Annotated in this window: 13 protein-coding genes; all 13 read right to left on the bottom strand. The window is 50.6% G+C overall.

Translation table 11 applies throughout. From position 1 onward, the window contains the following. Nucleotides 1-2: 2 nt before the first annotated feature. The 13 genes from Q1Q15_RS15930 to Q1Q15_RS15870 all read right to left on the bottom strand — a co-directional run bounded on the left by Q1Q15_RS15930 (nucleotide 3) and on the right by Q1Q15_RS15870 (nucleotide 14143). Nucleotides 3-1412 (bottom strand): efflux transporter outer membrane subunit, encoded by a 1410-nt coding sequence (locus tag Q1Q15_RS15930; protein ID WP_300462057.1) that lies wholly within the window; start codon nucleotides 1410-1412, stop codon nucleotides 3-5. Nucleotides 1413-1670: 258 nt separating this feature from the next. Then, nucleotides 1671-2954, bottom strand: a complete 1284-nt coding sequence (locus tag Q1Q15_RS15925) for a hypothetical protein (protein ID WP_300462054.1) — start codon at nucleotides 2952-2954, stop codon at nucleotides 1671-1673. Beyond that, nucleotides 2947-3507, bottom strand: a complete 561-nt coding sequence (locus tag Q1Q15_RS15920) for a hypothetical protein (protein ID WP_300462051.1) — start codon at nucleotides 3505-3507, stop codon at nucleotides 2947-2949. The genes Q1Q15_RS15925 and Q1Q15_RS15920 overlap by 8 nt, the downstream gene beginning before the upstream one ends. 34 nt (nucleotides 3508-3541) lie before the next feature. After that, entirely contained in the window at nucleotides 3542-4075 is a 534-nt protein-coding gene (gene pilO, locus Q1Q15_RS15915; protein WP_300462048.1) for a type 4a pilus biogenesis protein PilO, read from the bottom strand. Continuing rightward, nucleotides 4059-4676, bottom strand: coding sequence for a PilN domain-containing protein (locus Q1Q15_RS15910; protein ID WP_300462045.1), 618 nt, complete (start codon nucleotides 4674-4676; stop codon nucleotides 4059-4061). Before Q1Q15_RS15910 ends, pilO begins: the two co-directional genes overlap by 17 nt. Further along, the gene (gene pilM, locus Q1Q15_RS15905) at nucleotides 4667-5728 is read right to left on the bottom strand and encodes a pilus assembly protein PilM (RefSeq protein ID WP_300462043.1); all 1062 of its coding nucleotides are present in this window, start codon (nucleotides 5726-5728) and stop codon (nucleotides 4667-4669) included. Before pilM ends, Q1Q15_RS15910 begins: the two co-directional genes overlap by 10 nt. A 9-nt stretch (nucleotides 5729-5737) precedes the next feature. Continuing rightward, nucleotides 5738-6277 carry a type II secretion system protein gene (locus tag Q1Q15_RS15900; protein ID WP_300462042.1) on the bottom strand — a complete coding sequence of 180 codons (540 nt, stop codon included), beginning with the start codon at nucleotides 6275-6277 and terminating at the stop codon, nucleotides 5738-5740. A gap of 170 nt (nucleotides 6278-6447) precedes the next feature. Next, the gene (locus tag Q1Q15_RS15895) at nucleotides 6448-7545 is read right to left on the bottom strand and encodes a type II secretion system F family protein (protein ID WP_300462040.1); all 1098 of its coding nucleotides are present in this window, start codon (nucleotides 7543-7545) and stop codon (nucleotides 6448-6450) included. A gap of 3 nt (nucleotides 7546-7548) precedes the next feature. Beyond that, the gene (locus Q1Q15_RS15890) at nucleotides 7549-9267 is read right to left on the bottom strand and encodes a GspE/PulE family protein (protein WP_300462037.1); all 1719 of its coding nucleotides are present in this window, start codon (nucleotides 9265-9267) and stop codon (nucleotides 7549-7551) included. Nucleotides 9268-9297: 30 nt separating this feature from the next. Continuing rightward, nucleotides 9298-9651, bottom strand: a complete 354-nt coding sequence (locus tag Q1Q15_RS15885; protein ID WP_300462036.1) for an STAS domain-containing protein — start codon at nucleotides 9649-9651, stop codon at nucleotides 9298-9300. Beyond that, the gene (locus tag Q1Q15_RS15880) at nucleotides 9651-10037 is read right to left on the bottom strand and encodes a response regulator (protein WP_300462032.1); all 387 of its coding nucleotides are present in this window, start codon (nucleotides 10035-10037) and stop codon (nucleotides 9651-9653) included. The genes Q1Q15_RS15885 and Q1Q15_RS15880 overlap by 1 nt, the downstream gene beginning before the upstream one ends. Continuing rightward, entirely contained in the window at nucleotides 10030-11832 is a 1803-nt protein-coding gene (locus Q1Q15_RS15875; protein ID WP_300462029.1) for an ATP-binding protein, read from the bottom strand. The genes Q1Q15_RS15880 and Q1Q15_RS15875 overlap by 8 nt, the downstream gene beginning before the upstream one ends. Nucleotides 11833-11938: 106 nt before the next feature. Further along, the gene (locus Q1Q15_RS15870; RefSeq protein ID WP_300462027.1) at nucleotides 11939-14143 is read right to left on the bottom strand and encodes an EAL domain-containing protein; all 2205 of its coding nucleotides are present in this window, start codon (nucleotides 14141-14143) and stop codon (nucleotides 11939-11941) included. Nucleotides 14144-14423: the final 280 nt, after the last annotated feature.

Here is a 14423-nt window from a genome sequence, read left to right as displayed (position 1 = left end):
CCCTATCTTACGTCTCGAATGTATTTCAATTCAGGAACCATTGTCCATCCCAGGGACCGGTAAAGTTTGATCTGCTCTTTGACCAGCGTTGCCCGCTCCCCCACCAATTGTCTTTCCAGCCGTTCAATGCTGGTCCAGGCAATGAGATAGGCCAGATAACTGCTTTTACCATTCTGGTATTGGACCCTGGCATCTTTCAAGGTCAGGCGAACCACCTCAAGTTCTTCTTCCAGTAATCGGATATAGGTTGCCTGTTTCTGGAGCGTCACCAAAAGGTCTTCCACCTCAAAGATGGCCTGGGCTATCGTCCGGGCATAAACGGATACGGTTTCGTCAACCACGGCTTGAACCCGGTCCAGCTCAGCCCGTCGCAGTCCCCCATCCACCAGGGGACCGGCAATGCTGGCGGCCAGGGTGGCCACCCAGTTTTGGAACAACAGATCCAGAGTCCCACTGGAAAACAGGGCCTGGGCCGTCAGGTTAAACGTGGGTAAAAGATCTGCCCTGGCGGCGGTCACCTCCCAAAGTGCTGAAGACAATCGCATTCTGGCCGCCTGTATATCGGGCCGGTTTTTCAGCAGTTCCGATGGAATCCCCACCCGGGGAAGGGGCACCGGTTCCGGCAGAAGGGGGGTGGTTACCTGAAGGGGATCCACCTGTGTTTTCCCGGACAAAAAGGCCAGGTGGTTTAACAACAGTCGTTCCTGCTTTTCCAGCAGGGGGACCTGGGAACTGGCCTCGGCCAGGGCTTCCCTCTGCTGGGACACATCCAGGGCATTTGCCTTTCCATTAACAAAGCGTAAGCGTTGCAGTTTCAACAGGGTCTGGTTGATCTGGATCTGGTGGTCCAGGATGCGGTTCTTGTTCCGGACGGAAATGATATCAACCCAGGTTTCGGCTATCCCGGCCGTCACTTCCAGGGCAGCCGTTCTGAATGCCAGTTCGGCAGCCTTTAAACTGGCCATTCGGGCCTGTTTACCCGCGGCGGTTTCCCCCCAGACGTCTGCCGTATAGGACCCGCTCAAGGTCCCCTGCCAGGAATGGGTGTCATCAAAAACCGCACGTTTACCGCCCTGTTTCACCTGGGTGCCGCGTTTCTGGCCACCCGCCGAGAACCCCAGATCTGGGAAAAAAGCAGCATTCTCTTTTTTAACCAGGGCTTCGGCCTGGGCCGTTTTTGCCGCCAGGGTCGTTAAATCAAAATTATTGTTCAGGGCATCCTGAATCAAGGCATTGAGCTCATCACTGCCAAAGATTTGCCACCAGCTCTCCATGGTTTCAGTGCCGCCTTGATCCATGGAAAAATGGTCGGGTATTATTATGGGAAGCGGGGGGCGGGGTTCGGGTTCAAGGGTTTTACAACCGGAAAACAACAGTATACTGGCCAGAACAACCCAAAAAACAGATCTCATCGGTCCTCTTTCCATCAAGGTTTAAAAAGTCTAAATTAAGCCTTCAGCAGGAATATAGCAATAGTGATTTTAACGGTAACCTGTGTTTTTTTAACCGCTGCCCAACATCCATGGAAAAAGACAATGGATATGGATTAACCGATTTTAATGGGAGGATGGTGTAACCACCAGCAGAAGGCTGGTACAAAGATAAATCCGGCGGGAGTCGGGGGGGACTGCGGAGAAAATTGTCAGTTGACGATCATAAAACGATCCGGTTTAATCCGGTTGAACGATATATTTGGCGTTGTCTATTATCCGGGGGGTGATAAGGACCACGAGTTCACTTTTGGCTTTATTGGTAACGGTCCGCCCGAACAGGTTCCCCAGCAACGGGATATCCCCGAGAATCGGTACCTGCTGCCGGGTGTGGGTATCAATGTCCTCAATGAGGCCGCCGATGAAAATGGTTTCACCGTCCCGGGCCACCAGCCAGGTGGACACCGAGGTGGAACTCACCACTGGAATATCATTTTCAAGTTTTGCCGTGTTAATGGTGGGCATGACATTTAACAGGATATTGTTGTCCTGATCAATGTGGGGGGTAATTTCAAGAATCACACCGGTGTTGATGAACTGAACCGATTCCGTTGAAATGCCCTGGTTGCTGGTGGTGACCTTATACCCCTGTTGGCCCCCCACCTGGACCCGGGCCGACCGGCCGTTTATGGCCAGAATCTTGGGGGTGGAAACCGTATTCACCGTTGTTTTTTCCTTGAGGGCATCAATGGCCATGGAGATATAATGGTCGCTGCCCACCCGGGAAAAAAGGTTGGCAAACCCCCCTTTTCCAACAAGGCCCACCGGCGACGTGTTTGGGCCATCCGGAAGAATGGCGCTGGAAAACCCGTTGGTGGCCATATTCACATCCCCCCAGATACTTTTCCAGTCCACCCCATAGGACATGTCATCGGTGAGGGTCACCTCCAGAATCCGGGCCTCAATCAACACCTGTTTGGGCACAGCATCCAGGAAGTTGAGCACCCGCTCAATTTTCTGAACATTCTCCCGGGTGTCCTCCACAAAGATGGACTTGGTGGCGTCATGGACTTCAACGGGCTGAAGTCCGGGCAAGGCGTTCAAGGTCTCCTTGATCTTTTCCATGTCCACATAATTCAATTTAAAAATCCGGGTTTCAAACACCCGGGGATCTGTTTTGTCGGCTGTCGGGTGAAGATCGGTTTTAAACACATGAAAGGTATGACCGTCCTTTTTAGCCGTAAACCCCCCGGCCAGGGCAATGGTGGAGATGGCCTCTTCCAGGGTCGTATCAAAGATATGCAGGGTAATGGGGCCTTTGACCTCCGAGGACAGCACCATATTGGTCTTGAACTCCATGGCCAGGGAGGAAAACGCATCCCGGATATCCATGTCCCTGAAACTCAGTGACACCGGATGGGTATTTTCCTGGAGCGGCCATTGACGTTCCTCACAAAAGAGGGGACAGGACATCGTCACCAGGAAAACGGCAATGATCAACGAGCAGACAGATGGTTTAATCATATTTTAGAATCTCTAAAGTTATTTTTCCCCGGGTGGAGGCAATCTTGACTTCTTTTTCGGAAATGGAGATCACCTGATATCCGTTAATACGGTCTCCGATGCGGAAAAATGAATGGTTGATGATGGCCACGGACCGGCTGCCATGCAGGATAGCCCCCTTAAACGCCAGGGCAGTTTTGATGGCATCCCGTTCCTGGTTTGACAGGGGTGTTTCTTTTTCAGTCCTGCTTTGGGAGGCCTCTTTTGGGGGTGAAGCCTTTTGAGATGATGCCATTTCCATGGCCCTGGGCACCTGGAAAATATCCCGGATGGACGGCTGAAAGACCTTCGTTGGTTTTCCGTTGGGGGGGATGGCCATGACCACGGTATCCGATGTTTTGATATCCGGCCCCTGTTCCGGTCCATCCAACGCCTGGATGCCCTGAACCGGCGGGCCAGGCAGGGAAGGCCTGCTTTTCGGTGGTGCTTTGAAAAAAGTGACATAGGCGGTGATCACAAAAATCAGGGAAACCACCCCCATGGCCACCTGCTTTATTTTTTTTTGTTCACGCATGGCCAAGGGCTCTCATTTCAGTAATATCCCGCAATCACAATCCTTCCTGGAATACATTGGCCATTAATTCCATCCGGCAGACACCCTGTTTTTCAGATGTTGTGATCCGGATGGATTCGATAATGACCAACCGGTTCAAGGTTTCAACATCATGCACCAGGTGATACAATGCAAGAAATTTGCCTTCCAGGATAAGGTGAAGGGGAATGCGCTGATACCGGGAAATCTTTTCCGGGGGTTTATGGCTGAACTGGGTCAAAACAATATTTCGCTGGTTGATCTGCTCATGAATCACGGTTAGCAGATCCCCGACCCCGGCAGTACGGGGAATTCTCTGGTTCAGACGGGTCAATATGGCCTGGCTGTCCGCCAGCACCCCCTGGAGAAGGGTCAGATTATTTTCCACGATTGTCAAATCCGTTGTTTGTTTAGACAGCAGGTGACGTTTCAATTGAATGTCTTTCTGGCCGGATTCATAAGCCTGATAGATAAAAAAAACACCCAGGATCACTGTGACCATCAAAACCAGACCCGCACCCAGGTCCAGATGTTTAATTTGAAGGGTCATTGTCAGAGAGTCCCCTCATTGTTGCGGATATCTTAAACCGGACGGCGCCTGGGAATTCAGCACCTGCAGTGGCTGCAGCAGGGAGTGTCCCGTCGGTGTTATGGGCATTTCCCAGAACCACTTGCCGGATCCGGGGCGTCTGGGAGAGACGGTTTAAAAACAGACCCAGAGAATGATGATTCCATGACGTCCCCTCACATTCCAGCCTGGCAGTGTCGGATTTTTCCGGGTCCTGTTGTATGGAAAGCGCTGTGATCCATGTTTCATCGTTCAAACAACTGGAAAACGTCCCCATGATGTCAAAAAACAGCTGCCCCCGGACCAGGGCGGAAAGGGACCGGTTTTTTTCCTGAATGGCCTGAATTTGATCCTGCAACTGACGGATGGTCATCATCTTTGAAGCGACCGGGTCCCTGCCGGCACTCACCTGGGACGGTCCTTGTTTTTTCTGGACGGCCATCCATTGGTGCAGGACCCCATAGCTGATCCCCAGGAAAAAAATCACCAGCATCAGGCATTTTGCCCAGAACCGGATATGGCGAAACCGCGTGGTTTTTTCCAATACATCCCACGGCATCATGTTGATGTCGATTAAAGCCATGGAATTTTCCTCATGGCCAGCCCCAGGACGGGACAGAACCCGGCTGCCTGGTCCGGGGTCAATGATGCCATTTGTCTGGCCGATTCAATCCTGTCCCCCATATCCGCCTGGACAGCCGGAATATTGAGCCATTTCTCAACATAGGCATCCAGCCCCTTGATCAGACAAGCAAATCCGTAAAAATAGACCTGGCCGATGTCATGAACATTTTCCTTTGTGCGGGCATACCCCAGGACTTTATGAAATTCAAACACCAGCTCCTCAATGGCCGGGGCAAGGATACGGGCCACAATCCGGGCGATCTTTTCATCCCCCGGATGATCCGCCCCCTCGGAAATGCCATAGGTCTGGAGCAGGTCAACAGCACTGGTGACCTTGTCACTGAGCCCCAGGGTTTGATTCACCTTATCCACCAAAGCGTCCTTTCCCCAGGAAAACTTGCTGAACGCATACATCCGGTCCTGGTTTATCACCTGTAAAAAGGATTGCTGGTGCCCCACATAACAGACAATGCAGGGCTTTTCCAAAGGCTCAAATAAAAAATGGTGCAACCGGATCAGAGAAATGGGACTGAAATCAACCGCATCAATGGAGAAACCGGCCTGCCGACAGGTGGTCAAGAGTTCCAGCACCTCCTGCCGTTTGGCTGCCACAAGGGTGGCGATGTGATGATGGGCGGATGCCGTGGGGCTAAGGGAGGGGTAGTCAATCACCGCATCTTCAATGGGATAGGGTAGATTTTTCCCGGCCTCCAGGAGGATGGCCTCATCCAGGCTCTCATCGTTCTTTACACGAACCTCCACGGGGAAACAAAGGGCCTGGTCCAGGGGCAGGTGGATCACGGCCCGTTTACCGGAAAACCCCCTGGCACGTTTCAGCGTCTGCAACCCGGACAACAGATTCAACTTGTCCCGGGAACCGTCCCCCTGTTTCCCGGGATCCAGCGGCTGCCGGAAAATGGCCCGGATGCCCACCCGGTCTTTTAAGGGCTGTAATTGAAGGGCAGAAACGTGTTGTCTGTCAAAATCAATGGCAATGGGATATTTTTTCAACAGAAAGCCCTAAAGGTTGGTATGGGCCCCGTCATTGGCAATCAAATTGCCGGTTTTGACATAAAACAGCCAGCCGGTGGCACTGGTGGCGGTTTTGACGAGAATACTGGTCTCTGTAATATTGCAGACCACATCATTTTTGTCATTGAACGGATTGGTGGGCAGGGACCCGCCCTTTAAATAGGGTCCGAATGGGGCAGTGGTGGCATTGTAGGCCACTGCCACCTTGCCGGTGGCATCGGTATACTGGGTCAGCTGCTCCACAAAGGCTAGGGCCGAATCGTCGGCATTGCCAAGAGCAGCACCGGTGTTTTTCGTCCCCCCCGGGTAAACATTGTTGTGCTGGAGGTAATACAGCTCAATGGCATTTCTCAAGGCTGAAATATTGGTGGCCAGGGTGCTTTCCTTGGCATCCTGTGTGGATACCGTTATCTGGGGAACAATGATCATGGCCAGAATCCCCAATACCATCACGACAATTAAAATTTCAATGAGGGTAAATCCTTTTTGTTTCCAGATGCATAGTGTCCCAAACATACAATTTTTCATGCGCTCACTCTCCTCACAAAATGAAACATTTCCCGTATCGACTTTATTTCTTTATTTCTTTATTTCTTTATTTCTTTATTTCTTATGACCCTGCTTTCTCTTACACCACAAAAACACCGGCAACGCAAGGACTTAATGCAAACAAACCCTTTTCGCCAGGCCACCCCCTGTCACTTGACCGCACCGGCCAGTCGGAACATGGGCAGGATAACCGCTGATACAATCATCCACACGGCCCCCCCCATAAACACCAGGGCCAACGGCTCAATCAGGGAAGTCAGCCGTTTAAAGTCCTGTTCAATTTCCTGTTCATAGAACCGGGCCAGCCGGACCATGACCAGGGGCAGCTTGCCCACTTCTTCCCCAATGGCTATCACCTGTTTCACGGAATCCTGGATATGGCGATTTGCTGAAAATCCCAGGGAAAAATTCTGGCCCCGCTCGATATTGTCCGAAATCTTGTCTACAAAGGCCTTGTAATGTTGGTTGGTCATTGATTTTGCAGCAATGGACAATGCTTCTTTGAGGGACACCCCGCTGTCCAACATATTCCCGAGGATGCGAAGAAACAGCCCGGTATAAATATTATGGCTGATCTTTGATACAATGGGCAGATGGATGAGCAGCCAGTCCATGTGGGACCGCCCCGTTGAAGACGACAGATACCGGTGCAGGGCCACGCCCCCGCCCACAAGCACCAGGATACCGGCCCACCAATACTCATGCAATCCCCGGCTGAGGGCCATCATGGCCCGGGTGGAAAACGGCAGGAGATCGATTTTATTCTCAAAAAAAACCATGAATTTCGGCAGGATCCCCACCAGAACAAACAGGGTCACCACCAGGGCCAGGCAGCACAGCACCATGGGATAAATCAGGGCCGTCTTCACCTGGTCGAACACGCCCTGGTTTTTCTCCTGGATTTCAATGACATTGGCCAGGACCCGGACCAGGAATCCGCCGCTTTCACCGGATCGGATAATATTGACATACACCGGTTTAAATATACCGGGATGCGCTGCCATGGCATCGGAAAGCTGTTGACCATCTTCAATGGTATCCTTCATGGTGAGCAGAACAGACTTGAACCCGGCATGGGGGGTCTGATGGGCAATGGTTTCAATGGATTTGCTCACCGAAATGCCCACTTCCAGCATCATGGACAGCTGGGTGAGAAAAAAAATAATCTCCTTGGGTTTAACTGAAACACGGGAATGCCGTTGCTTTGATTTGACGGGTGCAATTTTTTTTTGAATGGCAATGGCCATGAATCAGTCTTCTTCTATCAGGGTAACCCGTTGAATTTCTTCAATGGTGGTGTGGCCCTGGATGACTTTTTTAAACCCGTCAGCCCGCAGGGACGTATGGTGAATGCTCTTGAGATATGCCTTGATCCGGTCAATGGTGGGATTGGTCAAAATCAGCCGCTGGAGTTCATCGTCATTTTCAAGGATCTCATGGATCCCGATGCGGCCCTTGAAACCGGAATCCAGGCAGTCGGAACAGCCCTTGCCCCGGAAAAATTTTGCCGTGTCGGTTTCCGCCAGGCCCAGGGTTTTCAAAGCCGCTTTGGGGGGATAATAGTCGGTTTTACAGCTGGGACAGATGGACCGCACCAGCCGTTGCCCAATGGAGGCCAGCAGGGCCGAAGAGATGAGATAGGGTTCAATCCCCATTTCCAGCAGCCGGGTGATGGCACTGGGGCTGTCATTGGTATGGAGGGTCGTCAGGACCAGATGACCGGTCAAGGAGGCCTGAATGGCAATTTCTGCGGTTTCCCGGTTCCGGATTTCCCCCAGAAGGATGACATCCGGATCCTGGCGCAGCACATGCTTGAGAATCTTAGCAAAGGAAAGGCCGATGGCAGAATTCACAGCGGTCTGATTCACGCCCTCCAGCTGGTACTCCACCGGATCTTCAATGGCCACAATATTTTTATCCGGGGTATTGAGCATGCTGGTGCCGGCGTACAAGGTGGTGGTTTTCCCACTGCCGGTGGGACCGCAGACAATGATCAGGCCATAGGCCTGTCTGACCAGGTGTTTGAACCGTGTCAACAGCATCGGATCAAATCCCAGGCGGTTAATATCCAGAATAATTTTACTCCGGTCAAGGATACGGATGACCAGCTTTTCACCAAAATATCCGGGCATGGAAGAAAATCTCAAATCCACCGGATGGCCGTCCACCTTCACCTGAAGCCTGCCGTCCTGGGGCATCCGACGTTCCGAGATATCCAGGTTGGCCATAATTTTAAGCCGGGACACGACCGCTGAATGCCGTTCCATGGGATGGGTCATCAATTCATACAGCACGCCGTCAATCCGGGCCCTGACCCTGAAATACTGCTGCTGGGGTTCAATGTGGATATCACTGGCATTGGAACGGATGGCCTTGAGGAGAATCAGGTTGGTCAGGTTTATGACCGGGCTGCCTTCGGCCATTTCGGCAATTTCCCGTATGGAAGATTCCACAGCCGTTTCCACAACATCAAGCTCGCCGTCTTCCAGGCTGGACATGACATCTTCAATGTCCACCTCTCCCTGGTAGCACTCTGAAATGGCCGCCTGAATGTCTTCGGTTCTTGAAAGCACCAATTGGATGTCCAGACCGGTGATTTCAGAGATCTTGTCCTGCTTGAAAAAATCATAGGGATCACTGGTGGCCAGGGTCAGGACATTATGGACCTTGAACATGGGAATGACATTATATTGAAGGGCTTTGGGCTTGGGGAGGACATGGACGATGGCGGGATCCACCAATCCCTTGCGAATCCAGACATGGGGGATGCCCAACTGTTCGCCCAAGGTCTGGTTCAGCTCCTCTTCGGTAATGATGTTCTCTTCCACCAACAGATGGCCCAGGCTCTGGCCGGACTGCTTCTGCACCTGAAGCAGCTGGTACAGCTGTTCCGGTGTCAATTTCCCTTTGAGGATCAGCATCTCGCCAAGCTTCATCCGCTTGGGAATGATCTGTTTTTTTATGGCCATGGGGTGAATTGCCGATAAAAAACCGGCCCTTTATGAACTGCCATGTACTTTTGCCATCACTTTAAACCGGTTGATCAATCTGACACAGATCAGGATATCCCGGCACACTTCGTTCAGATTGGAAAGGCTCAGATTCCCCCCCTTTGTCTGAAGCTGGGTCTGCATGTCCACCATCAGTTCCAATGCCCGGCTGTCAAGAAAAGAAACCCGGGTAAAATCCACAACCATTTCCATCACCTCCCGTTTGAGCAGTCCGTTAAACAGTGTTTCAAGCTGGTCACAATTTTTATGGGTCAAAGAGGTCTGGGGGGACAGGACGGTGCGTCCATTAATATTTCGAATGGTAATATCCCGGACGGCACCACTGGATGCAACAGCTGTCATCAAAGGCCCCCTGCTGAAAAATAGTCATAAACGGTTTCAAGAATTCTGGCAGGACTGAAGGGTTTTTGAATCAGCACGGTATCGCACAGCTGTTCGGTCCACACCTGATCCTCGGGATGAATTCTGGCCGTGACCATGATGGTCAGAAACGGCCGCTGCTGTTTTAAGGGGTCCGTCATCAGGCAAAAGGTTTTGCCGTCAAGTTTGGGCATGTTGATATCGGATATCACCGCATCCGGTGATTCCTTGTGAACCAGATCAAGCCCTTCCTGTCCGTTTTTGGCTGCCAGCACCCGAAATCCGGCATTTTTGAATTTCAACTCCAGAATCCGTCGAATATGGACTTCATCATCCACGATCAAAATGGTTCTGTTGGCGTTATCCAATACTCACATTCCCTTTTGGCAGGGTGACAATAAAATGACTGCCCTGTTCGGGCTCACTTTCAACCTCGATCATCCCATTGTGATTTTTGATAATTTCAGCCGTAATGGCCAGCCCCAGGCCATTACCAACCTGTTCAGCCACCTGGTTGTTTTCAGATCGGTAGAACTTTTCAAAAATATGGGGCAGATCCTGCTGGCTGATACCGAATCCCGTGTCTTTAATTTCAAACACAATGGTTTCAGGGGTTTCCCGGATGGTAACGCTCACTGATCCGGATTCCGGTGTGTATTTCACGGCATTGCCCATGACGTTGATCAATGCGGATTTGAGCATTTCCTTGTCTCCGGAAAGGGACGGCATATTGTCCGGCAGAAGGGTCTTTAAGGCAATACTTTTTTCCCGGGCAACCGCTTCAACGGAATCCAGACAGCTTTCCAAAAGCCACTGGACCTTCACGATCTCCTGTTTCATGGTCACCTGACCGATCTCGGTTTCGGCCAGCTTTAAAATACTCTTGATCAGTCGATCCAGCCGGTTGGTCTCATCATTGATGGTATTGAAAAATTCTTTCTGCATCTCCAGGTCACTGATTTCCCCTTCCATCATCATTTCATTGTAGGCTTTTATATTGGTGAGGGGTGTTCGCAACTCATGGGCAATATGGTTGACAAAATCCTGTCGGGACTTTTCAGATTCTTTTTCCCTGGAAACGTTGACCACCTTTATCAAGCGGGCAAACAGGGCCCCGTCCGGATCGGTTAATGACTGGGATGTGGCCTGGTAAAACTGACCGGGTTGACCCTCGGGAAAGACAACTTCAAGGCGTGCCATACCATGGTCCTGATCCATCAGGTGCTGCTGCTGGATAAAGGCGATGAACGCGTCATGACCCTGAATATCTGAAATGGGGTGATGCAGAATATTTTCTCGATCCATGCCCAGGAGGGTTAACAGATAATCATTGATAAAAAACACGGTATCCTTGATATCCACCATGAGAATACCAAAATCAAGGCGGTTAAAAATATCAAACATTTGATGATTTTCATACTCTAGCACTTTTAGTTTGGCCGTCAGCTGCTGGGCTTCCTGTTCTGCCCAAGACAGGCGGTCATGGGTGGTCTTAAAAAAGGTTTCCAGTTCACCCACAATGGCCTGAACATTGCCCTGTTGGGGCGCTGTCGCGGCAAGATCCGTTGCCGTATTGATTTTTTCAAGGGGTTTTAACAATAAAAAAAACCAATAGTATCCAAAGACCAGGGCCATGAGAATAAAAACCACCAACTGGAATGGGATCATAAAATTTTCCAGGGTGAAAAAGGTGTCGTCCGCCTGAACCTTTCCGAGCCGGACCACCACTTTTGGACTCCCATTTTTATAAATCGGCCGGGAAAACTCGATGCAGGGGGTGCCATCGGACAGGATGAAATCCTGCATTAAAAAACCGGGACTGAGCAATGAGCTGAGCGCAACGGTCCTGGGTATGTTGTTTTGAATATCCTCCAGGAAAAATGAAATAATGGGGGTGTCTTTGTTTTTGTCTTGAATTACCACATAGTCAAATTTCCGACTGGATAAGAGATGGGACAGTTCCCGGTAAAAAAGATGCTTGTCGACATCCTCGCCTGTGCCATTATAGGCAAGGCCCACCAGTTTTACCAGGGATTGGCCGCTGGCCCTGATCTGGTGAGTCTCTTTTCCCACCTGGTATTTAAACCGGGCATAGGCGGTCATGACGATACCGATGAGCAGCAAGGCAAAGAGCAGCAGTATCATATTTTTTTTATATCTCATGGGCAAACAAGGCTCCGCAGTGTCATTTACATCCGATACACGCATGCAACAACTTGAAATAACACCCTATATATTGCAAACAAACCGGTTTCCACCCGCTTTCAGGTCAGGTTTCCCGGCAAACATCCTGTTGTTGAATCCTTTCCAGGGCATCCCGCAACGGAAAGGGTTTCCCGGTATGATAGCCCTGGGCATAATCAATTCCCCCCCGGCGCAAAAAATCAAGAATTTTTTCATTTTCCACAAATTCAGCAATGGTTTTGATTTTCAAATGCTTTGAAATGGTGGCAATGGACGTCACCATCACCTGGGCCAGGGTATCGGTGTGCAAGTGTTGCACAAACATGCCGTCAATCTTTAAAAAAGATATGGGCAGCTGCTTCAAATATGCGAAAGAGCTGTATCCTGAACCAAAATCATCCAGGGAAATGGCAAACCCCATGCGGGTTATCTGGTCCATCACATGGATGACCCGATCAAAATTCCGGATGGCCACCGTTTCCGTGATTTCAAAGTTGAGCCAGGATGCCGGGAACGGCAGTTGGGACAAAAACGAAAGAAAATATTTTAAAAACACCTCGTCCTGCAGGGACTGGCCTGAAAGATTAACGGCCCAGCTGATATTGACAGCGGATAGAAAGGGTTCTGACGCTTTCAGAAGTCTGCAGGTCTCTTCAAGAACCCATTGATCGATAAAGGGCATTTTGTTATACCGTTCTGCTGCCGGTAAAAACTGACCCGGCGCTATTATATTTCCTTTTTCATCTTTTAACCGGATCAGTATTTCATAATGCATCCGCCCCCCCTGCAGGGGGACGACCGGCTGACAGAAAAGAACAAATTGACGATTCTCCACCAGGGTTTCGATCTGGGTGGCCGTGCGGGCCTGGGTCTGCTTTTCAGCTAATCTGCTATCCCCTTCCGTGTAAACACTGATAGTGTCCCCCCCCCTTTCCCGGGACGACTGAACCGCAATTTCCGCTTTGGCAATGACGTCGGATATTTCCTTGATGGGCCAGGCGATAGGGACCATACCGATTCGCACCTTAATATGGATACGGGTATCCTGGAACATGAATTGCTGCCGGCTAAACTGCTTTCTGATCCGCTCCAACACCTCTTGACCATGCGCCACACTGTGAAGGTCAAACAGGATCACGGCAAATTCATCTCCTTTGATCCTGGCCAGAAAATCCTGATCTCTGAAATGGGTTTTTAAAACAACGGCCACCTGTTTCAGGACGTCATCACCGGCTGCCATCCCATAGGCATCATTTAATAATTTGAATTGATCGATATTGAACAGACTGACGGCAGCGGCCCGCCTGATCTGGGAAGGATCAGACACCAGCTCTTCCAGTTTTTTTTCAAAACCAACCCGGTTGGCCAGACCGGTCAAGTCGTCCAGGTCTGAATGGATAATTTTCCTGACCCGCCGGGCCGTCACTTCCATCAGTTTCTGGTCTCCGGTGACAAACGCCCGCCCCCCCCGCCTGCGAAGGCACCCGATAAGGCCCATGGCCTGAAGATCGGAATTCAAAACCGGAAAAACCATCATCACCTCTGCCGACAATACACTTGCACTTGAGTCCTGGATGATGTTCCCGTGTTTGTTGACAACCATGGGCTGACCGGTTTTCTTGATGGTTTCAAACAAGGGGGTTACCCAATTTCGGATGTGGGTTTCATTGTCAATGTCCCCGGTCCTCCCGGCCATGTGGAAAAACCAGTACCCCATGTCCGGAAGCCATAAACAGGCGGCCTCCACATCCATGAATTCCGTCATCTCCTTGACCAGATCCCCAAGGCTTTCTTCGCTGGTCTCCGTTTCGTTGTTTGGGTTCTCCGTCTGGTAAAGAAAATTCAGTTCTTCATAGCGCTGGGACAACTCTTGAACCATGTTGTCGTTTTCCATGCGCAGGTTATACTGGGAACAGATGCAGGCGACCACATCGGAAAAATAATCTTGAAACATATCGGCTCTGGAAAATTCCGGGGTGCCCCGGGCAACAAGTCCGATGAAATACAGTTCCCCGTCAATATATTCCAGATCAAGGTCTTGGATAAGGGTAAGGCGATTTTCAGGACAACCTGCGCTGATCCTCTCAGATAAGCTCCCGGGATGAAGGGGCGTGTCTTTTAACCGGCCAAGCAGCCCCTCCATGGGATCGCCATCGTCACCACCGGCCTGCCAAAGGGGTTGATAATGCTCATCAATGATCGCGCAAACCAGGTCCGATCCCAGCACCGACCGCAGCATACGAACATAGGGGGCCATATTCTGATGGTTAAAATCAATGGCGTGTTTCATTTATTGAGTACCAACGCTTTGCCAAGCCTTTTCAGTCAAATCATATGGTGAATCCATCACGACTATTTTTTCGAAATCGCTCTATCTTGATCAGAACCTCCGACAAAAGTCAAGGTGAAATCCTTCTACCTGTTCGGTTTTAACCATTCAGCGATGTTTATCGGAACGGATGCCGCAGCACTGCCCAGCTGAACCATAGTCCAAATCGTTCACCAGAAGAAAAATTCTTTGTGATGTCCCCGGACAATGGGCTTGCATTATCGCCATAATGAGAATGGCT

It is taken from the genome of Desulfobacula sp. (assembly GCF_030145145.1).
In the GTDB taxonomy this organism is placed as follows: Bacteria; Desulfobacterota; Desulfobacteria; order Desulfobacterales; family Desulfobacteraceae; genus Desulfobacula.
Note: the sequence above shows the minus strand (reverse complement) of the source record. Positions and strands in the feature narration are given on the sequence as shown.

Bases quoted from the DNA above. Each gene is read 5' to 3' on its own strand.
- Q1Q15_RS15930 (WP_300462057.1), bottom strand. From the start codon at position 1,412: ATGAGATCTGTTTTTTGGGTTGTTCTGGCCAGTATACTGTTGTTTTCC.
- Q1Q15_RS15925 (WP_300462054.1), bottom strand. From the start codon at position 2,954: ATGATTAAACCATCTGTCTGCTCGTTGATCATTGCCGTTTTCCTGGTG.
- Q1Q15_RS15920 (WP_300462051.1), bottom strand. From the start codon at position 3,507: ATGCGTGAACAAAAAAAAATAAAGCAGGTGGCCATGGGGGTGGTTTCC.
- pilO (WP_300462048.1), bottom strand. From the start codon at position 4,075: ATGACCCTTCAAATTAAACATCTGGACCTGGGTGCGGGTCTGGTTTTG.
- Q1Q15_RS15910 (WP_300462045.1), bottom strand. From the start codon at position 4,676: ATGGCTTTAATCGACATCAACATGATGCCGTGGGATGTATTGGAAAAA.
- Q1Q15_RS15900 (WP_300462042.1), bottom strand. From the start codon at position 6,277: ATGAAAAATTGTATGTTTGGGACACTATGCATCTGGAAACAAAAAGGA.
- Q1Q15_RS15895 (WP_300462040.1), bottom strand. From the start codon at position 7,545: ATGGCCATTGCCATTCAAAAAAAAATTGCACCCGTCAAATCAAAGCAA.
- Q1Q15_RS15890 (WP_300462037.1), bottom strand. From the start codon at position 9,267: ATGGCCATAAAAAAACAGATCATTCCCAAGCGGATGAAGCTTGGCGAG.
- Q1Q15_RS15885 (WP_300462036.1), bottom strand. From the start codon at position 9,651: ATGACAGCTGTTGCATCCAGTGGTGCCGTCCGGGATATTACCATTCGA.
- Q1Q15_RS15875 (WP_300462029.1), bottom strand. From the start codon at position 11,832: ATGAGATATAAAAAAAATATGATACTGCTGCTCTTTGCCTTGCTGCTC.
- Q1Q15_RS15870 (WP_300462027.1), bottom strand. From the start codon at position 14,143: ATGAAACACGCCATTGATTTTAACCATCAGAATATGGCCCCCTATGTT.